The following is a 24,396-nucleotide window of genomic DNA, read 5'->3' as shown; positions in this document are numbered from 1 at the left end:
TTGTCACTAGCTCATGCACCCCCAACCATCCTTCGGATTGGACAGCGAAGGCAGCCACCCAGGCCAAATCCGCTCGCGAAACGGCGCCTCTCGATAAGCAGCCTGACCATTCGCTATTATTTGGGCATACCAATATGTGGTCAACAATGAGCCCGCGGCATCCGCTGCTCGCCTCCACGTCGACCGCCGCGCACTCCGCACCCGCCGCGGATCAGCCTGCTTTTGTGGAGGGCGCAGGGTCGAATTCGCGGCGCTAGCCGCGCTCTTCCCTACTTCGCGGCGCTGGCCGCCCGGAGGGCGATCTCTTCGCGCTTGGCCGCCAGGCTCTCGCGGGTGCGCTCGATGGCCTCCAGTTCGGCGGTCAGCAGCAGGTTCTCAATCAGCCCGCCCAGGTGGGTCTGCATGGCGGCGCGCGCGGCCTTGGGATCGCGCGTCCGCAGGGCCTCGACGATCTCCTGGTGTTCGTCCTTCAGCGGCCGCTTGCGCACGTGGCGGGCCTTCTCCAGCATCTGCATGCAAAGGCGCGAGCGGTAGCGCAGGTCCCAGGCGCTCTCGATGATCCGCACCACGGCGTTGTTGCGCGTGGCCTGGGCGATGGAGATGTGGAACTGGCGGTCGGCCAGTTCGGACTGTTCCTTGGTCGAGGCGTCGCTGTTCATCTCGGCGACCAGGGTCTCAAGATAGGCCAGTTCCTCGTCGGTGATCAGGGTGGCCGCCAGGGCCGCGGCCTCGCCCTCGAACAAACGACGCGCCTCGGCCTGCTCGAAGGCTCCGATGTCGAGGTCCTTCACCGGCGGCGGCGGCTGGTCGAGACGAACATAGACGCCCGAGCCCTGGCGGGCCTCCAGCAGCCCGCGCATCTCCAGCGCGATGACGGCGCGGCGGACGGTGGGACGCGAGACGCCGAACTCGTCGGCCAGGTCGCGCTCGGACGGCAGGCGATGGCCCGGCTGATAGACGCCGTCGGCGATCGCGCCGCTGATCGTCGCGGCGACCTGCTGATAGAGCCTTGAATCCGGCGAAGAGGTCGACATCACGAACGGCCACGGACAGGCGCCACGATCGGCGCGTCACACAGGACTAGCGCGCGCGCCCCTGGCTCACAAGCGCTCGCGGACCGACGAAGCTCGAGTGGCCTTACCATAAATCCCGGCGGAGCGACCGGAGGGAGGACTCCGGCCGCCATCGTCGGCCGCCCCGGGAGGAGGTTGGCGCAAGGTACGCAACGCCTGTGGTCGACGAGCAAGCGACCAAGCAAGGATGGAGCCCCGCTCGTCGCGCCCGCTCAACCTAGCCGAATTGGCCAGCCACGCAACCAAAAATGGCCTGACCAGTTAAGCGGCAACAAGCTAGATCATACGACCAATTGGCTCCGTCACATGCCTCACGCCGCCTGCTTCAGGCCCCAGGGATGAGCCGGATAGAACTGGGCCATCATCCGGCCGACATAGTCGACGAGACGCGGATAGCTTTCGGCCTCGCGACGCAACGGCGACTCGAAGTGCGGCGTCATGATCCCCGCCAGCATGGCGAAGGCCGTGGCGTCGACGCCGACCGGATGGCTGTCGCGCATCAGATAGGCCTTGTCCTCCAGCAGTTCATCCAGCGAGCGCAGCGACAGGCCGCCCAGCCAGACGACCTCCTCGCGCAGATGACGGCCGACGCCGACCGCGCGGATATTGGCGGCGATCGCTTCCTGCAGGCCGCGCCTCAGGTCTTCCCGCACATGCTCCGGCGCCTCGTCGAACCACCGTGCGGCGCCCTTGGCGAAGTTGGCCGGATCGAGGTGCCGGAAATAGGCCGACACCCAGCCCAGCTGGTTCTCGATCATGCGCTCGATCGCCCACGCCTGGGCGCGCTCCTTGCCCGACAGGCCGATGTCGAGATCGATCGCGTACTTCTGCTCGATGTGAGCGCGGATGAAGGTCGAGTCCCCGATCGCCACGGCGGCGTCCTCGATCCACGGCAACTGACCCTTGGGCGCGGTCTCGCGACTGCCCTTGGTCTTTTTGTAGTCGAGACCAGCCATCATCAGCTGGACCTCTGTCTTGGTCACATAGGGGCTGATCTCAGGCAGCCCGAACCCGGCTCCGGCGGCGAATAGCGTGATCATCGTCCCTCTCCATCACGAATGTCGTGGTGACGACTTGCTACCGCCAGGCTACTGCCAGCATGCTGTCAGTAGCGATCGCCGATATTCGAGCCCATGAGACGCGCCGAACGCCTTTTCCAGATCATCCAGATCCTGCGCCGCAGTCGCGCGCCGGTGACCGCCGACGCCATCGCCACCGAACTGGAGACGTCGAAACGCAGCGTCTATCGCGACATCGCCGCCCTGGTGGGCCAGCGCGCGCCGATCCGTGGCGAGGCCGGGATCGGCTACGTGCTGGAGGCCGGTTTCGACATGCCGCCCCTGATGCTGACCCCCGACGAGATCGAGGCGGCGGTGCTGGGCGCGCAGTGGGTGGCCGGGCGCGGCGATCCGGTCCTGGCCAAGGCCGCCAACGACCTGATCAGCAAGATCGCCTCCGCCGTGCCCGATCGTCTGCGGCCCTATGTGCTGGAGCCGGCGATCGGCGCCTCACCGGCCTGGAAGCCCGAAACCGACCGCATCGACGTCGCCCAGGTCCGCGCCTGGATCCACGCCGGCCGCAAGATCCGCCTGGACTACAGCGACGGGGCCGGCGCGGTCAGCGCGCGGGTGATCTGGCCGGTCACCGTTGGCTATCGCGAGACGATCCGCATGATCATCGCCTGGTGCGAACTGCGCGAGGCGTTCCGCACCTTCCGCACCGATCGCGTGGTCGGCGCGGAGTTCCTGGAGGAACGCCACGGCAAACGGCCGGCGGTGCTGCGCGGCGAGTGGATCAAGTTCCGCGACGCCGAGATCGCCGCCTGGAAGCTGAAGGAAAAGGCGGACTGCTGAGGCGCTCTTAGATCCCGTGCCGTTTGGCGAAGGTCTCGAACAGGCTGGGCCAGGCCGCCACGGGCTTACCGGGCGTGCCGCGCAGGCCAAAGCTGTGACCGCCTTCCTCGAAGATGTGCATCTCGGTCGGCACGCCCTTGGCCCTCAGCGCCGCGAACATCACCAGGCTGTTGGCCACCGGCACGGACTTGTCGTCGGCGGCGTGCAACTGGAACACCGGCGAGAGGCCTGTCGTCACCAGGCGCTCGGGGGAAATCGCCGCCGCCCGCTCGGGCGAGGCGTCGGCGGTCAGCAGTTCCTTGCGCGAACCGGCGTGGGCGATGGACGGGTCCATGCTGATCACCGGATAGATCAGACCCGAAAGGTTGGGTTTGGCCGAAAGGTCGTCGGCGGCGTCGACCGGCGCGTAGGTCTTGTCGGCGAAGCGGGTGGTCAGGCTGGCCGCCAGGTGGCCGCCGGCCGAGAAGCCCATGATCGCCACCCGGTCAGGACTGAAGCCCATCTCGGCCGCCCGCGACCGGATCAGTCGGATGCCGCGCTGGGCGTCCTGCAGCGGCGTGTCGGCGCCCGCCGTCCAGCCGTCGCCCGGCATGCGGTAGAACAGGACGAAGCAGGTGTAGCCGCGCTGGTTCAGCCAGCGGGCCATCTCGTAGCCCTCCTTGTCCAGCACCGCCCGCACATAGCCGCCGCCGGGGATCAGCATCACCGCCGCGCCGTTCGAGGTCTTGGGCCGGAACACCATCAGCACCGGCTTGCGGGTATGGGCCATGGCCCGGTCGCGCACGCCGTTGGGATCGCCGCGCTCGAGGATTTGCTCGGTGACGGTAACCGCCTCGCCGCCCGGCGCGCCGGCTGACCACAGGACGATGGTTTCGGTCGGATCCTGATCCACGGGCGCGGCCTCGACGCTCTTGGCCGCCAGCGAAGCGAGGAAGCCGGTGACAAAGGTCGCCAGGGCGCCGCGACGGTTCAGCATGGATCTAGCCTTCTGACGGGATGTTCTGGCGAGACCCTAGAGCCTGGGAAACCGGTTTCCTAGCCCTGCGCGAACCGCAAGTGATGCAACACGATTCCGCTCGTCGTAGCGACGTTGAGCGAGTCGAAGCCGCCCGCCATCGGGATGCCGATGGTCCTCGCCCGCGCCATGACCTCGGGCGTCAGGCCGGGCCCCTCGGCGCCCAGCAGCACCGCTGTCCGGGGCGCGGGCGTCAGCCGCGCCAGGATCTCGGTCGCCGAGGGGCTCAGCGCCAAACCTTCGAAACCCGTCGCGGCCAGCAGGTCGGCGATGTCCTCGCCGCGGTCCAGCTTGGCGGTGGGGATCGACAGCGCCGCTCCGACCGAAACGCGGATGGCCTTGCGATACAGCGGATCGCAGCAATCGGCGTCGAGGATCACCGCGTCGGCCCCGAACGCGGCGGCGTTGCGATAGATGCCGCCGATGTTGTCGTGATTGGCGATGCCGCAGAGCACCAGCACGATCGCTCGCGCCGGCAGGCCGGCCAGCAGGTCGCGCGCCGGGATCGGATCGGGCTTGCGCCCCACCGCCAGCACGCCGCGATGCAGATGAAAGCCGGCGATGGCGTCGACCACCGCCTGCTCGGCGAGGTGGACGGGGACGTCCTCCGGCAGGCACGCGAAGACGTCGGCCAGCTTGTCCTTGCGCTTCGGATCGATCAGCAGCGAGACCACGCGCCGCGGCGCATCGCGAACGAAGGCCCGCAGCACCGTCTCGCCCTCGGCGATGAACAGGCCCTCGCGCCCGACCAGGTCCCGCTCCTTGATCGCCCGGAACGGGGCGACGGCGGGATCTTCGGGATCGGTGACGACGCGGAACTGGGGCAAGGCGATCCCTGAGGCGGTGGTTAGCGCACCCCTCGTATCGGCAGGATCGCCAGACCGCCAGCCAAAGCCAGCCCCGCGGCCATCAGGAAGAACAGCTGAAAGTTCCCGTGGGTCGGCCCCAGGCTCCATACGGCCAGGGCCGGCGCCAAGGCCTGAGGCAGCGTGTTGGCTAGGTTGATCACGCCCAGGTCCTTGCCAGCATCGCGCTGCGAAGGCAGCACCTGGGTGACCAGGGCGATGTCGACGGCGCAGTAGCAGCCCGCCCCGCAGCCATAGACGACATAGGCGGCCAGCAGCACGTTCCAGTCCGAGGTCAGCGAGAACACGACCATCGACGCGGCGATGGTCAGGGCGGCGCCGAAGGCGAACAGCTTGCGCCGTTGCATCCGGTCCGACAGCACCCCGCCCACCATGGCGCAGGCGACGTTGAAGACCGTCGAGACCGTCGCCAGGATCGCCAGGCCTTCCTCCGAGCGATGACCCGGGAAGAGACGCGGATACTCCACCACGTCCTGGAGGAAGTAGAGCATGTAGCTCTGCACCAGGCTCAGGGCGACCAGCACCATGAACCGGCCCGCCCAGGCGAAGGCGAAGTCGGGATGCTCGCGCGGGCTGACCCACAGGCCGGCGATGAACTCCCGCAGGTGGAACGGCGGCACATCGGCTTTCGCCAGAGGCGGGTCCTTCAGGCGCAGCACGAAGGGCGCCAGGCCCAACAGCAGCGCCGCCGAGATCACCGCGTAGCGCTGCCACTCGACGACCAGCAGGCCGCCGATGATCACCGCGCCGGCGGCCGTGCCGATTGGGTTCCCCAGGCTGAGGAAAGCCGCCACCATGCCCTTTTGGGTGTCGGGCACCCGGTCGGGCATGACGGCCACCAGGGCCGAGAAACACAGGTTGAAGGTCAGCTGGAACAGGATAACGCCGCCGATCAGGGCCAGCGGCGTCTTGGCGTTCATGATCGCCAGATAGGCCAGGGACGCGCCGATCGCGCCGACCACCATCCAGGGCCGCCGGCGACCAAAGCGCGAGGTGGTGCGGTCGCTGATCGCTCCGGCCAGCAGGTTGGCGATGCTGGCGGCGATCGCGCCATAGAAGGCGACCTGACTCAGCACCACCGCCTTGGAAGCCGCGTCGATCGACTCGGCCTTCAGCGGCAGCAGGACTTGCAGAAGCGGCTGAAACGAAACAAAGGCCCCGATCTGGGCGAGGGTATAGGCGGCGATGAAGTTCGCGCGCACCGGCTCCTTGGGCCGGGCCCCATCGTCAGGCCGCAATCATCACCTCCCCCAGGAACACGGCGAACGCCACGCTCCCGAACGCTTTTGATAGAACCCGCTTTTCAACGGGCTCGTCGCGGTCTTTCGCCGCGTCCGGTCCGGACAGTGGCCGCGCCTTCGTTGCGGCACAAGGGGTCGCGTGTGGTTAAGCAGGGAGTTTCCCTATCGCGCGGGGACGCTCTAGGTTGGCCGTATGAGCATGAGTCAGAACAGCATCGGGACGGTCTGATGGCCTCGGTGACGATCTACGACGTCGCCGCGCGGGCGGGCGTCTCGATCAAGACCGTTTCGCGGGTGATGAACAAGGAGCCGAACGTACGGCCCGCCATGCGCGATCGTGTCCTGGAGGCGGCTGGCGAGCTTGGTTACAGCCCCAACCTGTCGGCGCGCAGCCTGGCCGGCTCGCGCTCGTTCGTGATCGCCGTCTTCGTCGACGCGGCCTTGACCATCGACCACTGGCAGAGCGAGCGCGGGGCCGACTATCTCAGCCGTATCCAACTAGGCGCGACCCTGCGCTGCCGCGAGGCCGGCTATCACCTGCTGATCGAGCTGATCGACAACGACGGCCCGAATGTGCGCCAGGACGTGGCCGGCTTCATCGCCGCGCTGAAGCCGGACGGCGTGATCCTGACCCCGCCCTCCTCCGACAATCCCGGCGTGCTGGAAATCCTCGACAAGACCGGCACGCCCTATGTTCGCGTCGGCCCCGAACGCGCCGAAGGCCTTGGCCCCCGCGTGCACATGGACGACGTCGCCGCCGCCCGCGAGATGACCGAGCACCTGGCCGCCCTCGGCCACGAACGGATCGGCTTTATCGTCGGCGAGCCGCGCTACGGCGCCAGCCAGGCGCGACGGCAAGGCTATCTTGAGGCCATGAAGGCGCGCGGCCTGCCTGTGCTCGACGACTGGGTGCGCCAGGGCGACTTCACCTTCCAGTCGGGCCTGGAGCAGGCCAAGGCGCTGCTGGCCCTGCCCGAGCGCCCGACTGCGATCTTCGCCAGCAACGACGACATGGCGCTGGGCTGCATCGCGGCGATCGCCGAGGCCGGGCTGATGACGCCGGGCGATGTCTCCGTGGCGGGCTTCGACGACAGCCCCAGCTCACGCTTCAGCCGCCCTCAGCTGACGACCGTGCGTCAGCCCGTGGCGGAGATGTCATCGGTGGCGGCCAAGCTGCTGATCGCTCAAGCCAGGAGCAACGATCCGCCCGAACGACCAGTGGACGAGCTCCTGCCGTTCGAACTGATCCATCGCGCCTCGACGGCCCCGCCGCCGAAGTAGACCTTAGCGACCCGGACGAGCGAAGGCGGCGACGCGCGCCCGGGCGGCGTGGACCGGGTTCTCGGCGGACTCTTCGCGGTGAGCCGGCTGGAAGCTCTGCGGACGGCCGTCCAGGCGGAAGACACCGACGCGGTTCGACAGGTCGGCGACCTCGACGCGCAGGGCATGGGTGGCTTCGGTCGATTGCGAGACCATGGCGGCGTTGCGCTGGGTCACCTGATCCAGCTGGTTCACGGCCGAATTGACCTGGCCCAAGGCCGTGGCCTGCTCGCTGGCCGAGGCGGCGATGGCGTTGACCAGTTCGTCGATGCCGCCAACCTTCTCATGGATGCCGCGCAGCGCAGCGCCCGTCTGGCCGACGAGGTCGACGCCCTCGCTGACCTGACGGCTCGATTCGGTGATCAGCGACTTGATCTCGCTGGCCGCCTGCGACGAGCGCTGGGCCAGGGCCCGCACCTCCTGCGCCACGACGGCGAAGCCCTTGCCGCTATCACCGGCGCGAGCGGCTTCGACGCCGGCGTTCAGGGCCAGCAGGTTGGTCTGGAAGGCGATCTCGTCGATCATGCCCAGGATCTGGTTCACCTGCGAGGATTGGGCCTCGATCTTGGTCATGGCCTCCGCGGCGCGCGTGACGATGTCCCCTGAGCGTTCGGCCTCAGTCGAGGCCTCGCTGATCCGCGAGGAGACCTCGCGCGCACTCTTGGCGGTCCTGCCGACGGCGCCGGTCAGTTGCTCGACGGCGGCGGCCGTCTGCTCAAGCGTGGCGGCCTGCCGTTTGGTGCGTTCCGACAGGTCCTCGGCGCTGCGGGCGATCTCCTCGACGCCCGAGCGAATGCCGCCGGCAGAGTGCTCGACCGAGCGCATGGCATCGCCCAGCGCGCCGACGGCCTGCTCGAAGTCGACCTTCAGGCCCTGAAACTCGGGCGCCAGGTCGCCCTCGACGCGGGCCGACAGGTCGCCCGCGGCCAGGCGCGACAGGGCCTCGCCGACCGCCTTGACGGCCTGGGCCTGGCGTTGCTCGGCGGCCTCGCGCTCGACCTCAAGGGCCTCGCGCTCTTCCTGCAGCAGCGAGAGATAGCTGGAGATGGCCAGTTCCATGTCGAGGAACACGGCCTTGGTCAGGGCCGAGAGGCCGTCGGCCAGGTCGGCGTCCGACTTGGCGGCGTTGCTGAACAGGCCCTTGGCGCGCTTGGCGACGACGGCGCGGATCAGCGCCTCGGCCACCAGGGCGTAGCCGCCGATATACCACCGCGGCTGCAGATCGGCGTTGACGTGAGCGCGACCGATCCGCTCGACATCGCGAACATAGGTGTCGCTATAGTCGGCCTGGACGATCCTGCGCCAGTGCGCGGCCTGGGCGCGTTCGGCGCCGGCCATGTGGGCGTCGTCGCGGAACTTGGCGCGCGTTTCGGGGAAGGCCCGAACCTGGGCGTAGAACGCGCCCAGCGCGCCGTTGATCTCGGCGTCGATCACGGGCTTGAGGCCTCGCAGAGCCGACCGCGAACGCTCGTCGAAACGCATGAAAGCCATTCGCTGATCAAGCTTGGCGTGCGCGCTCATGCGTTAGTACTCCAGTCCGGCACATAGGAATTCGTCGGCCATGTTCGTGAAGGGAATCCGTTAACCAAGACTAAAGTTCATCCCCCCGCGCGGCCGTGCTGCACCACTATGTCACGTGGCGAGCACGCGGCCTTTTTTCGAGCTCGCGGGCCTTATCCAGCAACAAGCTGCGCCTTGGCGCGTTTTGGGCTTGTCAGGTCCATGGCGGGGCTTGGATATAACCAGGAAACGAGCCCCCCAGGACTTCATGGCTTTACCGGCGGACTTCACCTTGACCGACCAGGACGGCCGCACGACTGCCGTGCTGACCGGGGACTGGACCGCACGGGGGCTGCTCGACGCGGGCCTGCGCCTGGATAGCGCCCTTTCCAGCAAGCACGCGCTCGACATGGACCTCACGGGCGTCAATCGCTGCGACACCGCCGGCGCCTACGCGATTCTGCGCGCGGGCGGCGAAAACCTCGAGCCGCAGAACGTCCAGGCCCGCCGCGAGGTGCTGCGCCTGCTGGAGTTGGTCCGCGCCGCCATCCAGGTCGAGCCCGAGCCGACGATTCGCCCAGGCGGCGTCCACGCCCTGCTTGAGCGGATCGGCCGCGGCGTCTTCGGCCTGTTCCAGGACGGCTACGGCACCATGATCTTCCTGGGCCACCTGCTGGTCGCCCTGGGCCGCTGCGTCGTCGACCCGCGCCGCATCCGCTGGGCGCCGATCGTGGCCCTTTGCGAGCGCGCCGGCCTCGACGCCCTGCCGATCGTGGCGGTCACCACCTTCTTCATCGGCGCGGTGGTGGCCCTGTTGGGCGCCAACATGCTCACCGACTTCGGGGCCCAGGTCTATTCGGTCGAGCTGATCGGCATCTCGGTGATGCGTGAGTTCAACATCCTGATCACCGCCATCCTGCTGGCCGGCCGCTCGGCCTCCAGCTTCGCGGCCGAGATCGGCTCGATGAAGATGAACCAGGAGATCGACGCCATGCAGGTCATGGGCGTGGACCCTTACGAGGCGCTGGTCCTGCCGCGTTTCGCCGCCCTGCTCTTCACCATTCCGCTGCTGGTCTTCGTGGCGACGATCGCGGGTCTGGCCGGCGGCATGCTGGTGGTCTGGGCCGTGCTGGATCTGTCGCCGACCTTCTTCCTGCAGCGGATCATCGACTTCGTCGGCGCCACCCACTTTTGGATCGGCATGTCCAAGGCGCCGGTCATGGCCGCGGTGATCGCCGCCATCGGCTGCCGCCAGGGCATGGAGGTCGGCAACGACGTCGAGTCCCTGGGCCGACGCGTGACGGCGGCCGTGGTGCACGCCATCTTCGCCATCATCCTGATCGATGCGATCTTCGCCCTGGTCTACATGGAGCTGGACATTTGACCCGCTCCGCACAGAACGCGCCCGAATCCGAGCCCTTCGTCGACACAGCCGAAGCCGAGAGGCACCCGATCGACGTGCGGGGCCTGGTCTCCGCTTTCGGCGACAACGTTATCCACGACGGACTTGACCTCAAGGTCGAGCGCGGCGAGGTGCTGGGCGTCGTCGGCGGCTCGGGCAGCGGCAAATCGGTGCTGCTCAACACCATCATCGGCCTGAAGCCCCCCGACGGCGGCACAGTCCGGCTGTTCGGCGGCGATATGCGCACGGCCTCGCGTCGGCGATGGTCGTCGGTCGAGCGGCGCTGGGGCGTGCTGTTCCAGCAGGGCGCGCTGTTCTCGAATTTGACCGTGCGCGAGAACGTCTCCGCGCCGCTCTATGAGCACACCAAGCTGCCTCGCCGCGAGATCGAGGAGATCGCCGACCTGAAGATCGCCATGGTCGGCCTGCCCGCCCGCGCCGCGCTCCTGAAGCCGGCCGAGCTTTCGGGCGGCATGCGCAAGCGCGCGGGTCTCGCCCGCGCCCTGGCCATGGACCCCGAACTGCTGTTCCTGGACGAGCCGACCGCCGGTCTCGACCCGATCGGGGCCGAGGCCTTCGACTCTCTGATCAAGGACCTGTCGGACAGCCTGGACCTGACGGTGTTCATGATCACCCATGACCTGGACAGTCTCTACGCCATCACCGACCGTGTCGCCGTCCTGGCCGACAAGAAGGTCGTCGCGGTGGCGCCCGTTCGCGAACTCGAGCGTTCGGATCACCCCTGGATCAAGCAATACTTCCTGGGCCCCCGGGGACGCGCCGCCGCGACCGCCGAGGCTCCGGCCGAGGCAAGGACGGACGTCTGATGGAAAGAAACGCCAACTACGCCCTGGTCGGGGCCATATCCCTCGCCCTGTTCATGGGGCTGGTGATCTTCGTCGTATGGCTGGCCAAGGTCAGCTTCAGCAAGGACTACGACCTCTACGACATCCTGTTCATCGGTCCGGTGCGCGGTCTGTCGACGGGCGGCGAGGTCCATTTCAATGGCATCAAGGTCGGCGAGGTAAGCCGCATCGAGCTGGACAAGACCGATCCCAACCGCGTCATCGCCCGCGTCCGCATGACCTCGGACGTGCCGGTCAAGGTCGACAGCTACGCGACGCTGGAGCCGCAAGGCATCACCGGCGTCAACTACGTGCAGATCACCGCCGGCTCGCCGAACAAGGAGCTGCTGAAGGACACCGTCAAGAACGGCAAGGTTCCCGTCCTGCGCAGCCAGCGCAGCGCCCTCTCCGACCTGCTCGAGGGCGGAGGCACGGTTCTGACACGAACCATCGAGGCCCTGGACCGCGTCAACCGCGTGCTTTCGGACAAGAACATCAAGACCTTCAGCGCCTCGCTCAGCGACGTCCAGGCGGTCACCGCCGAGTTGCGCGAGCGCAAGGAAATCATCGCCGACGCGCAGAAGGCGCTTCAGAGCATCGATGCGACGGCCCAGTCGATCACCAACCTGGCCAACAGCGCCAACGGTCTGGTCGATGGCGACGCCAAGCGCACCTTGAAGGAGGCCGGCGACGCCGCCGCCGAACTGAAGGCCGCCGCCAAGGACGCCCGCTCGATGATCTCGAAGCTGGAAGGTCCGACCAGCGATTTCGCCAGCACCGGCCTGCCCCAACTCTCGGCGGCCATCGTCACCCTGCAGTCGGCCGCCGAGTCCCTGGACCGCCTGGTCGCCGACGTCGAACAGAACCCCCGTGGCGTGGTCGGCAAGGCCCCAGCCAAGGAAGTGGAGGTCAAGCCGTGAGCCCGATGATCCGCAACGTCGCCAAGACCTTTGGACGCGTCCTGGCCGTCTCGGCCGTGGCGTTCAGCCTCTCGGCCTGCATCAGCGTCTTCCCGAAGACCAAGCCGGTGACCACCTATCGCTTCGGCGACGCCGACCTCAGCGTCGCCAAGAGTCCACCCGGCGCGATGTTCGGCGTTCTGAAGGCTCCGTCGGCCTTCACCCGCGCCGCGGCGAGCGACCGCCTCCTGACCGTGACCAATGGCGAAGTCGCCTATATCGCCGACGCGCGGTGGGTTTCCCCGGCCTTCATCCTGTTCGAGGAAGCCATCGCCCGCGCGTTCGACAACGATCCGGGCCGCGCTCGCCTGATCGGTCGAGGCGAGGTGGCCAAGGCCGACCTGGTGCTGCGCCTTGAGGTGCGAAAGTTCGAGGCCGACTACGTCAACGGCCCCAAGGCCGCTCCCGAGATCGTGGTCCGCGTGCGCGGCGTCCTGAACCGCAACAGCGACCGGGCCCTGGTCGGCGACCAGATCTTCGAGGCCAGGGTGAAAGCCGCCGACAACCGCGTCTCGGCCATCGTGCCGGCCTATGACCAGGCCGTCGCCAAGGTGCTGGGCGACGTGGTGGGCTGGGTCAACGCGGCGGGACCGGGCATCAAATCCTAGAGCGCGCGCTCAGAGCGCTTCCAGGGGCTCGGTCACCGCGCCATAGCCGGCGTTCTCCTGGATCCGCAGGACCCGGCCATCGACCCACGGCTCGACCGTGACCAGCTCCCGGGCCTCGGCCCGCGTCACGGCGTCTACGGGACTGGCGCTCTCGGCCAGCAGTTGAAGGTTCATGCGCGTGGGGAAGATCACCTTGCGCTCGCCCGAGGCCGCCAGGTCGAGCGCAAGGCTCGGGGCGATCCACTCGGCGTCGACCGCTTCGTGGCCGTCGCAGATCGCCTGCTGGGCCAGGGGCGCGTGGGCGACGTAGAACCAGGTGTCGAAGCGCTTGGGCATCAGCCTGGGGGTGATCCACCGCGCGAACACCGTCAGGGCCGAGAGATCCAGCTTCAGGCCCAGGTCCTCGACCACGTCGAGAAAGGCCACCTTGTCCTCGGCCACCGCCGCGCGGACGTCCTTGGCCGCCTCGCCGGCATAGAAGGCCCCGTCCCTGTCGCGGGCCAGCAACACGCCGGCTTCCTCATAGGCCTCGCGGATGGCGGCGATGCGCAGGGCCACGCCGTCTTGCCCCACCTCGTCGAAGCCGATGGCCAGCTCGCGCCATCGCGGATCGCTGTCGCCCTGGTGGCTCTTGCCGCCGGGGAACACCAGGGCCCCGGCGGCGAAGTCGATCTGGTGATGCCGCTTAACCATCAGCACCTCGAACGAGGGCGCGTCTCGAAGCAGCAGTACGGTGGCGGCGAGGCGGATCGCGCCTTGCGAGGAGTCGGACATGCGGCAAGTCTGGCGCCGCCGCGCGAGCTTGCCCATACCTCTTTCGAACAGTTGTTAGGCCGCGCCCTGATCCTCGCGATTGGCGCGACGGCGGTTGGCGCTGCGATCCATGCGGTCCATCAGGTACTCGCTATCCTCGCGCGAGACCGTGTGCGACGAGGTCAGGAAGCGCTGGATCATGCGCTCCTGGAAACGCTCTCGGTCGTTCGCGCCACCGTCGAACTCCAGGCCGTGGAAGGCGTCGACGCCGGCGCGGAAGGCCGAGTAGAGGCGCGGCGGCAGCCCGGCCCGCTCGCAGATCGCCTTCAGGCCAAGGGGGCCCGCGTCGTGGATCATCAGCCAGGTGCGGTGGTGCGGAATGCCGGCCAGTTCGGCGACGGCCCACTCGAAGAAGGTCATGTGGCCGTGGGCCAGGGCCCGTAGCAGCAGCGACGGCGACAGGCGGCCGACCTTGCTGAGATGCGCCACGAAAGCCTTCGGGTCGCCGGCGCGGCCGGCCTGGTCGACCAGATCGATCGTCGCCCGTTCCTTGGCGCCGATGATCAGCTCCATCGTGCGCTCGGCCGACAGGGCGTGGCTGGTCAGGATATGGTCGCGCAGCTGCTCGCCGACCATGTCGATCAGGCGCTCGCTGACCGCCAGAGGCAGAGCCGTGCGATAGGCGACGGCCTGCAGCACGCTCTCCGACTTGGAGAAGCGATCCAGCGCCTTCTGCAGCGTCACTTCCGAGAAGCGGGCGTTGTCGTTGGCGCAGGCCGTGGCGACCACGTCCTCGTCCCCCTGCTCGACCAGCAGGGTGGTGATACGGCTGGAGAGCTTGGGACGCCTGGCCACCGCCTTCTGGCGCGCCGCGCCCCCGACGCGGACGATCTCGGCCAGGTCGGTGTCGGTGAACACCGGCGAGAAGCTGATGATCGGCAGGCTGACGCTCTCGACGTCACGGGCCAGGCGGTTGGCGACGTCCGGCGGCAGAGCCATGGAATTCTTCAGCGTCACCGCCATGGCGCGACGCACCAGCTCGGCGGCGTCGGCGGCCATCACCCGCAGGATCTCGTGCGCGACCTGGCGGTCCTCATCGCTGAGCGCGCCGCGGTCGATGGTGCGGCACAGCTTGTGCGCGGCCAGCGCCCGTTCGTCCGGCGTCGCGCCCTTCACGAGCATGCGGATGTCGGAATCGGTGAGAGCGGCGCGTGTGGTGGCCATGGTCGCCTGCCGAGAGTCTGGGACTTGGAGCCCCATCTTCGACGGTTAGGCTTAATGATTGTTTGAACTTTGTACCTGTGGATTAACGATACCCCGTAACCGGGTACAAACCACGCTCCCCTAAGGTGCGTCCTCAATCACGAGGAGCGCGACCTTGCTCGCCGAGCGCCGCCCACAAGATATCTCGACAGAGGGCGCCCACCTCGCCAAGGCCCTGGACGCCCAGACGGCGTTGCTGCCTTACGCGCTTGGGGTTTTCGCGGTCAGCCTGCCCCTGTTCGTATGGATCGGATCGTTCGCCGCCAACCGCGTCTGGATGACCGCCAGCTTCGCGGTGTTCGCGATCAACTGGGGCGCCTTCTACGCGGTGGTGAACTGGCTGCGCGACGAAGCGTCGCAAGATCTTAACCGCAGAGCACGAGTCCAGGTGATGGGCGGCGTGCTCTGGGCCCTGGCTTCGGTGCAGGTCTCGGTCTTCGCGCTGGGCGCCGGACCGGCGCGAGAGCCCCTGCTAATGCTGGCCACGGCCGGCGCGGTGCTCTGCGCCTTCTTCGCCGCGCCCTATCTGGCGGGCCTGCTGATCATCGCGCCGATCGCCGCGGCCGGCCCGTTGATCGCCTCCTTCGCCAGCGACCGCCAGCTGGGCGAGCTGACCTGGGGCGCCATCGCCCTGGCGATGACCCTGGCGCTGATCCTGAACCGCATGTTCCGCCGCCAGCACGACCTGGCCGTCCGACACGAACACCTGGTCGACGAACGCTTGCGGGTGCTGGAGGCGGCCGAGCGCACCGCGCGCAGCAAGTCGGACATCGTCGCCACCCTCAGCCACGAGATCCGCAACGGCCTGACCGGCGTCACCCACGTGCTGGCCGCCGCCGCCGGCAAGGGCGGCCGCGCCGCGCCCTCGCGCGAACAGCTGAACGCCGCCCTCGACGCGGCCCAGGACCTGATCGCGGTGCTGAACGCCACGCTCGATTCCGAGATCGCCGAGTCCGGCCGCCTCAGCGTCGAGGCTCAACCGTTCGACCCGGTCCGCCTGGTCCAGGACCTGGCCCTGCTGGATAAGCCGCACGCTGCGGCCAAGGGCCTGGAGCTGACGGTCCATGTCGACCCGCTGCTGCGCATCCGCGACAGGGGCGCGACCGTCGCCGACGCCCTGCGCACCCGCCAGATCATCGCCAATCTGCTGGGCAACGCGGTCAAGTACACCGTGCGCGGTCGCATCGAGGTTCGTCTTGAACCCCGTGACGGGCAGATCGCCATCGAGATCGCCGACACTGGCCCCGGCCTGTCGACCGAGGAGATCGAGCAGGCGTTCGAGCCCTTCCGCCGCATCGAGCGCACCGGCGCCGGCGTCAACGGGGCGGGCCTGGGCCTGTCGCTATCGCGCCAGCTGGCCCGGTTGATGGGCGGCGCCCTGGAGGCGCGTAGCGCCGTGGGCGTCGGCAGTTGCTTCACCCTGACCCTGCCCTTCGATCCGGACGCACAGTACGCGGTCGACGCCGAAGAGATGGAGGCCGCGGCCGCCGACACCTCGGGCGCGCCGCGCGCCCTACGGATCCTGATCGCCGAGGATGACGCCCTGAACGCGGCGATGCTGCGCGCCATTCTGGAGCAACTGGGCCACCAGGTGGTCCACGCCCAGAATGGGCGTCGCGCCGCCGACCTGGCCAAGATCGCCGAATTCGACCTCCTCATGCTGGACCACCACATGCCGGTGATGGACGGCCCCACCGCCACCGCCAGCCTGCGCGACAGCGAAGGCCCCAACCGACACGCCCCGATCGTCGCCATCATCGACGGCGACGGCGAAGAGGCCACCGGCTTCCTGGAGGCCGGCGCCGACATCATGCTGCGCAAGCCGGTCAGCGTGGCCGGTGTCGCCCGCGCCCTGGCCGACGCCGCCGCGCTCGACCGTCGCGCCGCTCGATCGGAAGCCGCCTGAGCTTCGGTTTGACAAGCCAGACGGCGAGTGGAGAATGACGCATGTTCTCGCGCTCGACCTTTCGGCGTTTTCGCCATCACGGCGGTAGCCTGCTCGCGGGCTCGTAGCCCCGAACCGTCCGCGCATCCGTCGCGGGCGTTCGGGGCGAACATCACTCCCATCGTCATCTGACGGCGCGCCGCCCGCGCCGTCGCGTCTTCACATCATCGCCAGGAGCTTTCCATGCCCCCGCAAGAGGACGCCGTGGCGCGTCCGCGCATCATCATGGCCGAGACCGAGGTCGACCGCCTTTCCACCCTGGCCCTGCAGATGGAGCAGGCGGCGCCGCTCGCGGCCGACATGCTGTTGCAGGAGATCGACCGCGCCGAGATCCGCCCCGACGGCGATATGCCCGATGGCGTCGTTCGCATGCGCTCGACCGTCCGGTTCGAGGACGACGCCCATGGCGTGGCGCGCTCGGTGCTGCTGGTCTATCCGAAGGAGGCCGACATCGCGGCCGGCAAGATCTCGGTCCTGTCCCTGGTCGGCGCGGGCCTGATCGGCCTCTCCGTCGGCCAGTCGATCCAGTGGCCCGATCGCGACGGTCACGAGCGGTCGCTGCGCATCCTCAAGGTCGAACCGCCCGGCTGCATCGTGTTCTGAACGGAGGGCTTGCCGCCAGGTAAGCCTTTCCAATCTCCGCCCCGGTCCGCACACTCTCGCGCAACGAGAAAAGGGAGAGAGCGATGCTGGAGGGACTGCGAGTCGTCGAACTGGCGACCTATATCGCCGCCCCCGGCGCGGCCGGGATCATGGCCGACTGGGGCGCCGAAGTGATCAAGGTCGAGTCGCCCGAGGGCGATCCGATGCGGCGGTTCTTCGACACCATCGGCTCCGACCAGGACGCCAACCCGATCTTCGAGCTCGACAACCGCGGCAAGCGGGCGGTGGTGCTGGACATCCGGTCCGACCTGGGCCGCGACGCCCTGAAGGCCCTGGCCGCCACGGCCGACATCTTCCTCACCAATGTCCGCCCCGCCGCCCTGGCCCGCGCCGGCCTCGACCACGAGGCGCTGAAGGCGGTCAATCCGCGCCTGATCTATTGCAGCCTGACGGGCTACGGCCTGACGGGCCCGGATCGTGACAAGCCCGGCATGGACGTCGCGGCCTTCTGGTCCCGCGCCGGCGTGGGATCGATCACCGCGCCGAAGGGGACCGAACCCTTCCCGATCCGCACCGGCATGGGTGACCACGTCACCTCGCTGGCCACCGTGTCGGCGATCCTGGCGGCGGTCCACGAAAGACAGCGCACGGGCGTTGGCCGATTGGTCGAGACCTCGCTGCTCCGTACGGGCGTCTACGCGATCGGTTCGGACATGGCGATCCAGCTGCGGTTCGGGAAACTGGCCTCGACGCGGGGGCGGCGCGAGGCGGTGCAGCCGCTGGCCAACTTCTACAAGACCGCCGACGGTCGCTGGATCTGCCTGCTGCCCCGCCAGGGTTCGGTCGACTGGCCGCGTATCGCCGCCGCCGCCGGTCGGCCAGAGCTGGTCCAGGATCCCCGCTTCGCCAACGCCAAGGCCCGCCGCGAGAACGGCCAGGCGCTCGTCGACATCCTGGATGAAGCCTTCGGGGCCATGGCCTATGACGACGCCGCCGGAGCCCTGGACGCCGGCGACATCACCTGGGCGCCCTATCAGACCCCGCGCGAGCTGGCCGCGGATGCGCAGGCGGAAGCCGCCGGCTGCTTCGTCGACACGCCCGACGGCGCGGGCGGCACGTTCAAGGCGCCCGCCGCTCCGGCTCGCTTTCCCGGCGCGGAGGACGGCCCGCGCGGACCCGCGCCGAAGCTGGGCGCGGACACGGCGGCGGTGTTCAGAGAGTTGGGTTGGTCCGAGGATCAGGTATCTGAGCTAACCAAACTCAGCGCTGCTTGACCTTGTCGTTGGCCTCGGCCAGCACCCGCAGCATCTCGGCCGAGAACATCGAACTGGCCAGGCGCTGACCGCCGCCCATGCTCGAGGCGCCCGAGCCGCCGAACGGGTTGGCGGCGTCCTGCGAGCCGCGCAGGATCAGGTCGACCATCGCCTCCTGCTGGCGGATGCGCTCCAGACGGCGGCCGCCGGCATATTGCATGAAGCCTTGGTCGCCCTCGGGCAGACGCACCGTGTCCGGCTGCTCGGTGACGCGCGTCGCGCCGCCGGTCCTTGTCAGGTTGGCGTAGACCTCGCCCACCGTGGCGGCGCGGCCATCCTTGTAGAAGATCGACTTGTTGGCCTGGGCCGCGTCCGGGAACATCGCCGCGGCGCTGGCGCCCGGCGAGGCCGTGGCGGCCTGGATCAGCCGAGCCGAACCCGCCGGACCCAGGAAGTGGGCGGCGTATAGCTCGCCGGAGGTCGGGTCGCGTCCCACCCGCCCCCGCAGATACGAAGCGTGGTCTGAGGTCAGTTCACCCGCCATCAGCGAGGCGGCGTGCGGATCGGCCTTGAGGCCCAGCACGGCTTTGCGGGCTTCGTCGCCATTGACTCGATAGCGACCGTCGGGCCCCTGCGAGATCAGATCGGCATAGCGGGCGTAACCATATTTGGAGCCGTGCTTCTTCAGCGTGGACAGCCAGGTCTGGTCGACGAACTGGAAGAGGCCCGACGCCGAGGAGGTTCGGGCTCTGGCGGCCGGGTTGAAGCCGCTTTCGCGCTTGGCCGTGCCCATCAGGAACGTGAAGTCGACCCCCGTCGCGCTGGACGCGCGCTGGATCGCCGACTCGACGACGCTGCGGATGGAACTGACGGCGGGCATGGACATCAGGAGTCGGCGACTATGGTTAATTCGCGATTAACCACGTTGACCAGCTGCCCCCGTATGACGACATGCCGCACCCATTATTACAAGTGTAAGACAAATCGCCACTGAGATTACGATTGTCAATTTACAGCCACGCGCGTTCGTGCTGACCTGATCCTACAACTGTAATCCAGCGTAGGAGATCGACATGAACCTGGCTCTCCATCCTAGCGGCTCCGGCATCCCCGGCCTGGACGACACCCCGCGCAAACCCTCGAAGGTGCTGGTCATCGGCATCGCCGTCTCGGCCGCCGCGCACCTCGGCCTGATCGGCTACCTGGCCTACACCAAATACGTCACGCCCCTGCCGATGGCGCAGGAGGATCCGGGCTTCAGGCTGGAGTTGCCCTACACGCCGCCGAAGCCGCCGCCCCCTCCCCCGCGGACGGACCAGCCGCCGCCGCGGAACCAGTTGCTTCTGCATACGCCGGTTCCGACGCCGCTCCCCGCGCCCGATCCGCTGCCGGTCAAGCCGCTGGACATCCCACCCGGCCCCGCCGTCGATGGTCCGCCCGTGCTGCCGACGGTCCCGGCCGCGCCGACGCCACCGCCCGCGCCCCAGCCCAAGGTGATCACCCGGGCCAACTGGCTGCGCACGCCCTCGGCGGACGAAGTCTCGCGCTACTATCCGGAAAACGCCCAGCGGCGCGGCCTGTCCGGTTCGGCGACGCTGAGCTGCACGGTCGCCCTCAACGGCGCGGTCCGCGATTGCGTGGTGGCCTCCGAAACGCCCGCCGACGAAGGCTTCGGCAATGCGGCGCTGAAGATTTCGCGCTTCTTCAGGATGAAGCCGCAGATGGAGGACGGCCAGGCCGTGGACGGCGCCACGGTCCGCATCCCGATCCGGTTCAGCGCGGGCGCCTGAAGTTTCTGTCATCCCGGCCGCAGCGCAGCGGAGAGCCGGGACCGCGGAAAGCTCGGCGCTTGCTGCGGTCCCGGGTCTTCGCCCGGGATGACAGGAGGAACTAGTAGCTCTTCGGCAGTCCCAGCACGCGCTCGGCGATGAAGTTCAGGATCATCTCGCGGCTAACCGGCGCGATGCGGGCGATCATCGCCTCGCGGAAGTAGCGCTCGACGTCATATTCCTTGGCGTAGCCCATGCCGCCATGGGCCAGGACCGCGTTCTCGCAGGCGTGGAAGCCGGCCTCGGCGCCCAGGTACTTGGCGGCGTTGGCCTCGGCCCCGCAGTCCTTGCCCTGGTCGTAGAGAGCGGCCGCCTTGAAGGCGAGCAGGTTGGCCGCCTCCAGCTCGGCCCAAGACTTGGCCAGAGGGTGAGCCACGCCCTGGTTCTTGCCGATCGGCCGGCCAAACACGATCCGCTCGTTGGCGTAGGTGGTGGCCTTGGCCAACGCCGCGCGGCCCAGGCCGATGGCCTCGACGGCGAACAGCACCCGCTCCGGGTTCAGGCCATGCAGGAGGTAGGCGAAACCCTTGCCCTCCTCGCCGACCAGATCCCGCGCCGGAACGAACAGGTCCTCGATGAAGAGCATGTTACATTCGACGGCCTTGCGGCCCATCTTCGGGATCGGCTTGGCCTCGATCTTCTCGGCGTCGGTGTAGAACAGGGACAGGCCCTGGTGCGGCTTGGCGCACTGGTCCTTGGGCGTGGTGCGGGCGATGATCAGGATCTTGTTGGCGCGCTGGGCGCCGGTGGTCCAGATCTTGCGGCCGTTCAACCGATAGCCGCCGTCGACCTTCTCGGCGCGGGTCTCCAGGCTGGACGTATCGAGGCCCGAGTTCGGCTCGGTCACCGCGAAGCACATCTTGTCCTCGCCCGAGATGATCCGAGGCAGCAGGCGATCGCGCTGCTCGTCCGAGCCGAACTTCACCAGCGGCATCGGACCGAAGATGTTGAGGTGGATGGCCGAGGCGCCCGAGAAGCCCGCGCCGGACTGGGCCACGGTCTGCATCATCACGGCGGCCTCGGTCAGGCCCAGGCCGGCCCCGCCGACGCTCTCCGGCATGGCCACGCCCAGCCAGCCGCCCTCGGCGATGGCGGCCACGAATTCCTCGGGAAAGATTCCGGTCTCGTCCGTGCGACGCCAATATTCGTCGTCGAAGGCGGCGCACACCTTGGCCACGCCCTCGCGGATGGCTTCCTGCTCTTCGGTCAACCAGAATCCGGACATCCGGCCCTACTCCCCTGCGTTGTCAGCCCTCGGACTTCTCGAAACGGCGCGCGTCCATGACAGCGGCGTCCGGGCCCGGGTTATCGCCATTCAGATACGCCGCGACCATGTCGGCCACAAGCGGCGCGAACAGCCAGCCATTGCGCCGCGCGCCGACGACCAGCATGACGCCGGGCGCCCGGCTCCAGCCCACCAGCGGCAGGCCGTCAGGCGTGGTGACGCGAACGCCGACCTCGACCTTGGCCGCGTCGAGATCCAGCTCCGGCCTCAGAGCCCAGGCCGCCGCGCGCAGGCCCTGTGTCGCCGAGGCGTCCGGCGCGAGGTCGTCGCGGCCAGCCTCCATGGTCGCGCCGATGGCCAGATCCTCGCCCGGCGCCAGATAGACGCCCTCGCCGCGCACCACCGCGCCAACGGCCTCGGCGGAAACTCGCAGGATCTGACCCTTGATCGGCGCCAGGACCTGGGTCTCGGGCGCCAGGCGGCCATCTCGCACGCCAGGGCCGGTGGCCAGCACCAGGGCGTCGAAGGCTTCGGTGCGACCGTCGGCCAAGGTCAGGACGCCGGGCGCGAAGGCCTCGACCGTTCCTGTCTCGAACCGCGCTCCGGCGGCTAGCGCCGCCGCGCGCATCGACGCCAGCGCGGATTGCGCCTCGATGCGCCAGTCCTCGGCGGTCGTGTCGGCGTCGGGCAAGCCAAGGGCCGCGAGTCGCTCGCCGACCTGACCGCGCCAGGCGTGGGAACCCTCGAACCGCACGCCCGCGCGAGTCAGGGCGATTCCCAGGTCATCCGCGAACGCCGGCCACAGGTCGCGGGCGCGGCGCATGATGGAGAGGTGCCCGCGCGAGGCGGGATCGAACAGCGCCTCGCTGACCGGCGCCAGCATGCCGGCCGCCACGCCGGAGGCATTGTCACCCGGCGCGGCCGGATCGAAGATCGTGACCTTGAACCCTATTCGCGCCAGGCGCAGCGCCACGGCGGATCCCAAAGCGCCGGCGCCAGCCACGGCGATACGCGCGCCTGATTGAACTGTCATGGCGCGCAAACACCTTCCAGGCGCGCGAACGTCAAGTCCGGAATGACCATGCTGGTTACTCGATCTATTCATCATTAACGATAGTAAATCGAGCGCGACACTTTGGCGCGAAGACCCGTTCCGTGCACGTCCGGACGTGACGATGCAGCCAAGCTGTGTCTATACCCGTTAACATTGGCATGAAGGCCGCCGCGCGGCGCAGATGGAATAGAGGCGGATGAACGATCGACCCGCAGTCGAACCAGCCCACCCCGTTGATCTCTATGTGGGCGCCCGGCTGAGAATTCGTCGCAAGATGATGGGACTTTCCCAGACCCAAGTCGCGGACGCTCTGGGCATCACCTTCCAGCAGATCCAGAAGTATGAGCGTGGCGCCAACCGCATCAGCGCCAGCAAGCTCTATGATGCCGCCAAGTTGCTGCAAGCGCCTGTCTCCTACTTCTTCGAGGGCCTCGAGGACACCGACGGTGGTATCGACGACGGCTTCGCCCAGCGTATGACCGAGTTCGTCTCCACGCCCGAAGGCCTGGAGCTGGCCAGCCTGTTCCCGCGCCTGTCGGACCGCCGCCTGCGCCGCCGGGTCGTCGACCTGGTCCGCGCCATGGTGGACGACGACGCGCCCTAAACGGCTTCCGCCCAGCACCGCTTTCGAAAGGCCCGCGATGTGCGAATCGCGGGCCTTTTCGCATTCGGAACCGCCTCCTCACGCCCATCGTTGATCCGGCGACGGAGCGCTGACAAGGCCAAGGACATGCCACGCGACACGGTCGATCTCCAGCCGGCCCCGCCCGGCCTTCTCTACGTCAACGACGACGATCCCGGGTTGCGGCGGATCAAGAGCGGCGACGGCTTCGACTATCGCGATCCCGACGGTGACCGCGTCGACGACGCCAGGACGCTCGACCGCATCCGCGCCCTGGCCATTCCGCCGGCCTGGACCGACGTCTGGATCTGTCCCTCGCCGCGCGGTCACATCCAGGCTACCGGCCGCGACCAGCGGGGCCGCAAGCAGTATCGCTATCACGACGGCTGGCGGCGCGACCGCGACGGGCTGAAGTTCGGCCGCATGATCGCCTTCGGTCGAGCCCTGCCCAAGCTGCGCGCCCAGGTCGAAAAGGACCTCGCCCACCGAGGCCTGCCCCGCGACAAGGTCGTCGCCGCCGTTGTGCGGCTGATGGAACTGACCCTGATCCGCGTGGGCAACGAGGCCTACGCCAAGGAGAACAAGAGCTTCGGACTGACCACCCTGCGCGATCGCCACGCCAGGCTGTCCAGCGTCGGCGGCGCGTTCCAGTTCAAGGGTAAGAGCGGCGTGGTCCACACGACCGGCTTCCGTGATCGTCGCCTGGCCCGCATCGTCAAGGCCTGCCAGGACATCCCCGGCCAGCGGCTGTTCCAGTATCTCGACGAGAACGCTCAGCGCCGCACCGTCGAGAGCGCCGACGTCAACGCCTATATCCGCGCGGCGATGGGCGAGGACTTCTCGGCCAAGGACTTCCGCACCTGGGCCGGCACCCTGGCCGCGGCGCGCGCCCTGTGCCTGATCCCCAAGGCGACCAGCGCCACCGAGGCGAAGCGCAACGTCAACACCTGCGTGAAGGCCGTCGCCGGCCTGCTGGGCAACACCGCCGCCGTCTGCCGCGGATCCTACATCCATCCGCTGGTGCTGGAATCCTATCAGCAAGGCGTCTTGCCGCTGAAGCCGGGCCGGTCGGAGCGCGCCTTTGAACTGGCCACCATCCGCTTCCTGGAAGCGGCCCAGGCCTCGTGCGCCGAAGCTTAGCGGAACGCCCCAGCGACGAGCGCCGTT

The 24,396-nt window shown here is 68.4% G+C and carries 23 protein-coding genes; 12 read left to right on the top strand and 11 right to left on the bottom strand.

Annotated features, from left to right (window positions below; all coding sequences use genetic code 11):
* Positions 1-269: 269 nt before the first annotated feature.
* The gene (locus AC1RJ9_RS16815) at positions 270-1,034 is read right to left on the bottom strand and encodes a FadR/GntR family transcriptional regulator (RefSeq protein ID WP_492838035.1); all 765 of its coding nucleotides are present in this window, start codon (positions 1,032-1,034) and stop codon (positions 270-272) included.
* 350 nt (positions 1,035-1,384) lie between these two features.
* Entirely contained in the window at positions 1,385-2,113 is a 729-nt protein-coding gene (locus AC1RJ9_RS16810) for a glutathione S-transferase family protein (RefSeq protein ID WP_492838034.1), read from the bottom strand.
* A gap of 93 nt (positions 2,114-2,206) precedes the next feature.
* Between AC1RJ9_RS16810 and AC1RJ9_RS16805 the strand changes: the two genes are divergently transcribed.
* Positions 2,207-2,926: a helix-turn-helix transcriptional regulator gene (locus AC1RJ9_RS16805; RefSeq protein WP_492838032.1), complete on the top strand. Its 720-nt coding sequence runs from the start codon at positions 2,207-2,209 to the stop codon at positions 2,924-2,926.
* A gap of 7 nt (positions 2,927-2,933) precedes the next feature.
* Here AC1RJ9_RS16805 and AC1RJ9_RS16800 read toward each other — a convergent pair whose 3' ends face one another.
* From AC1RJ9_RS16800 to AC1RJ9_RS16790, 3 genes are read right to left on the bottom strand one after another with little or no spacing between them, the layout of a single operon-like run.
* On the bottom strand, positions 2,934-3,902 hold the full coding sequence (locus tag AC1RJ9_RS16800; protein WP_492838031.1) for an alpha/beta hydrolase: 969 nt from the start codon (positions 3,900-3,902) through the stop codon (positions 2,934-2,936).
* Positions 3,903-3,961: 59 nt separating this feature from the next.
* On the bottom strand, positions 3,962-4,768 hold the full coding sequence (locus AC1RJ9_RS16795; protein ID WP_492838030.1) for a TrmH family RNA methyltransferase: 807 nt from the start codon (positions 4,766-4,768) through the stop codon (positions 3,962-3,964).
* Between the two features lie 20 nt (positions 4,769-4,788).
* Positions 4,789-6,045 carry an MFS transporter gene (locus AC1RJ9_RS16790; protein ID WP_125158787.1) on the bottom strand — a complete coding sequence of 419 codons (1,257 nt, stop codon included), beginning with the start codon at positions 6,043-6,045 and terminating at the stop codon, positions 4,789-4,791.
* A 231-nt stretch (positions 6,046-6,276) separates the two neighbouring features.
* Between AC1RJ9_RS16790 and AC1RJ9_RS16785 the strand changes: the two genes are divergently transcribed.
* Positions 6,277-7,329, top strand: coding sequence for a LacI family DNA-binding transcriptional regulator (locus AC1RJ9_RS16785; protein WP_492838029.1), 1,053 nt, complete (start codon positions 6,277-6,279; stop codon positions 7,327-7,329).
* A 3-nt stretch (positions 7,330-7,332) separates the two neighbouring features.
* On the opposite strand, the gene AC1RJ9_RS16780 is transcribed toward AC1RJ9_RS16785, so the two are convergent.
* A complete protein-coding gene (locus AC1RJ9_RS16780) occupies positions 7,333-8,889 on the bottom strand; it encodes a methyl-accepting chemotaxis protein (RefSeq protein ID WP_492838028.1) in 1,557 nt (518 codons plus the stop codon).
* Between the two features lie 247 nt (positions 8,890-9,136).
* On the opposite strand from AC1RJ9_RS16780, the gene AC1RJ9_RS16775 reads away from it, so the two are divergent.
* From AC1RJ9_RS16775 to AC1RJ9_RS16760, 4 genes are read left to right on the top strand one after another with little or no spacing between them, the layout of a single operon-like run.
* Positions 9,137-10,252 carry an ABC transporter permease gene (locus AC1RJ9_RS16775; protein WP_492838027.1) on the top strand — a complete coding sequence of 372 codons (1,116 nt, stop codon included), beginning with the start codon at positions 9,137-9,139 and terminating at the stop codon, positions 10,250-10,252.
* On the top strand, positions 10,249-11,097 hold the full coding sequence (locus AC1RJ9_RS16770) for an ABC transporter ATP-binding protein (protein WP_492838026.1): 849 nt from the start codon (positions 10,249-10,251) through the stop codon (positions 11,095-11,097). Before AC1RJ9_RS16775 ends, AC1RJ9_RS16770 begins: the two co-directional genes overlap by 4 nt.
* A complete protein-coding gene (locus tag AC1RJ9_RS16765; protein WP_125158792.1) occupies positions 11,097-12,035 on the top strand; it encodes an MlaD family protein in 939 nt (312 codons plus the stop codon). The genes AC1RJ9_RS16770 and AC1RJ9_RS16765 overlap by 1 nt, the downstream gene beginning before the upstream one ends.
* Positions 12,032-12,682, top strand: coding sequence for an ABC-type transport auxiliary lipoprotein family protein (locus AC1RJ9_RS16760; RefSeq protein WP_492838025.1), 651 nt, complete (start codon positions 12,032-12,034; stop codon positions 12,680-12,682). The genes AC1RJ9_RS16765 and AC1RJ9_RS16760 overlap by 4 nt, the downstream gene beginning before the upstream one ends.
* A 9-nt stretch (positions 12,683-12,691) precedes the next feature.
* On the opposite strand, the gene AC1RJ9_RS16755 is transcribed toward AC1RJ9_RS16760, so the two are convergent.
* Together AC1RJ9_RS16755 and spbR are read right to left on the bottom strand one after the other, a co-directional pair.
* Entirely contained in the window at positions 12,692-13,456 is a 765-nt protein-coding gene (locus AC1RJ9_RS16755) for an NUDIX hydrolase (protein WP_492838023.1), read from the bottom strand.
* A 54-nt stretch (positions 13,457-13,510) separates the two neighbouring features.
* On the bottom strand, positions 13,511-14,659 hold the full coding sequence (spbR, locus tag AC1RJ9_RS16750; RefSeq protein WP_492838022.1) for a pole-localized protein SpbR: 1,149 nt from the start codon (positions 14,657-14,659) through the stop codon (positions 13,511-13,513).
* A 154-nt stretch (positions 14,660-14,813) separates the two neighbouring features.
* On the opposite strand from spbR, the gene AC1RJ9_RS16745 reads away from it, so the two are divergent.
* From AC1RJ9_RS16745 to AC1RJ9_RS16735, 3 genes are all read left to right on the top strand, one after another.
* Positions 14,814-16,604, top strand: coding sequence for a hybrid sensor histidine kinase/response regulator (locus AC1RJ9_RS16745; RefSeq protein ID WP_492838021.1), 1,791 nt, complete (start codon positions 14,814-14,816; stop codon positions 16,602-16,604).
* Between the two features lie 222 nt (positions 16,605-16,826).
* The gene (gene rnk, locus AC1RJ9_RS16740) at positions 16,827-17,246 is read left to right on the top strand and encodes a nucleoside diphosphate kinase regulator (protein WP_492838020.1); all 420 of its coding nucleotides are present in this window, start codon (positions 16,827-16,829) and stop codon (positions 17,244-17,246) included.
* Between the two features lie 83 nt (positions 17,247-17,329).
* Positions 17,330-18,520: a CaiB/BaiF CoA transferase family protein gene (locus AC1RJ9_RS16735; protein WP_492838019.1), complete on the top strand. Its 1,191-nt coding sequence runs from the start codon at positions 17,330-17,332 to the stop codon at positions 18,518-18,520.
* On the opposite strand, the gene AC1RJ9_RS16730 is transcribed toward AC1RJ9_RS16735, so the two are convergent.
* A complete protein-coding gene (locus tag AC1RJ9_RS16730; protein ID WP_492838084.1) occupies positions 18,507-19,379 on the bottom strand; it encodes a lytic transglycosylase domain-containing protein in 873 nt (290 codons plus the stop codon). The genes AC1RJ9_RS16735 and AC1RJ9_RS16730 overlap by 14 nt on opposite strands.
* A gap of 193 nt (positions 19,380-19,572) precedes the next feature.
* On the opposite strand from AC1RJ9_RS16730, the gene AC1RJ9_RS16725 reads away from it, so the two are divergent.
* On the top strand, positions 19,573-20,289 hold the full coding sequence (locus AC1RJ9_RS16725; protein WP_492838018.1) for an energy transducer TonB family protein: 717 nt from the start codon (positions 19,573-19,575) through the stop codon (positions 20,287-20,289).
* A gap of 100 nt (positions 20,290-20,389) precedes the next feature.
* On the opposite strand, the gene AC1RJ9_RS16720 is transcribed toward AC1RJ9_RS16725, so the two are convergent.
* Positions 20,390-21,553: an acyl-CoA dehydrogenase family protein gene (locus tag AC1RJ9_RS16720; protein ID WP_492838017.1), complete on the bottom strand. Its 1,164-nt coding sequence runs from the start codon at positions 21,551-21,553 to the stop codon at positions 20,390-20,392.
* A gap of 22 nt (positions 21,554-21,575) precedes the next feature.
* Positions 21,576-22,586: an NAD(P)/FAD-dependent oxidoreductase gene (locus AC1RJ9_RS16715; RefSeq protein WP_492838016.1), complete on the bottom strand. Its 1,011-nt coding sequence runs from the start codon at positions 22,584-22,586 to the stop codon at positions 21,576-21,578.
* A 217-nt stretch (positions 22,587-22,803) separates the two neighbouring features.
* On the opposite strand from AC1RJ9_RS16715, the gene AC1RJ9_RS16710 reads away from it, so the two are divergent.
* The gene (locus tag AC1RJ9_RS16710; protein ID WP_099576434.1) at positions 22,804-23,211 is read left to right on the top strand and encodes a helix-turn-helix domain-containing protein; all 408 of its coding nucleotides are present in this window, start codon (positions 22,804-22,806) and stop codon (positions 23,209-23,211) included.
* 126 nt (positions 23,212-23,337) lie between these two features.
* Positions 23,338-24,369, top strand: a complete 1,032-nt coding sequence (locus AC1RJ9_RS16705) for a DNA topoisomerase IB (protein ID WP_492838015.1) — start codon at positions 23,338-23,340, stop codon at positions 24,367-24,369.
* Positions 24,370-24,396: the final 27 nt, after the last annotated feature.

It is taken from the genome of Caulobacter sp. GW822-FHT07D08 (genome assembly GCF_058798735.1).
This window is presented reverse-complemented; position numbering and strand designations above follow the sequence as displayed.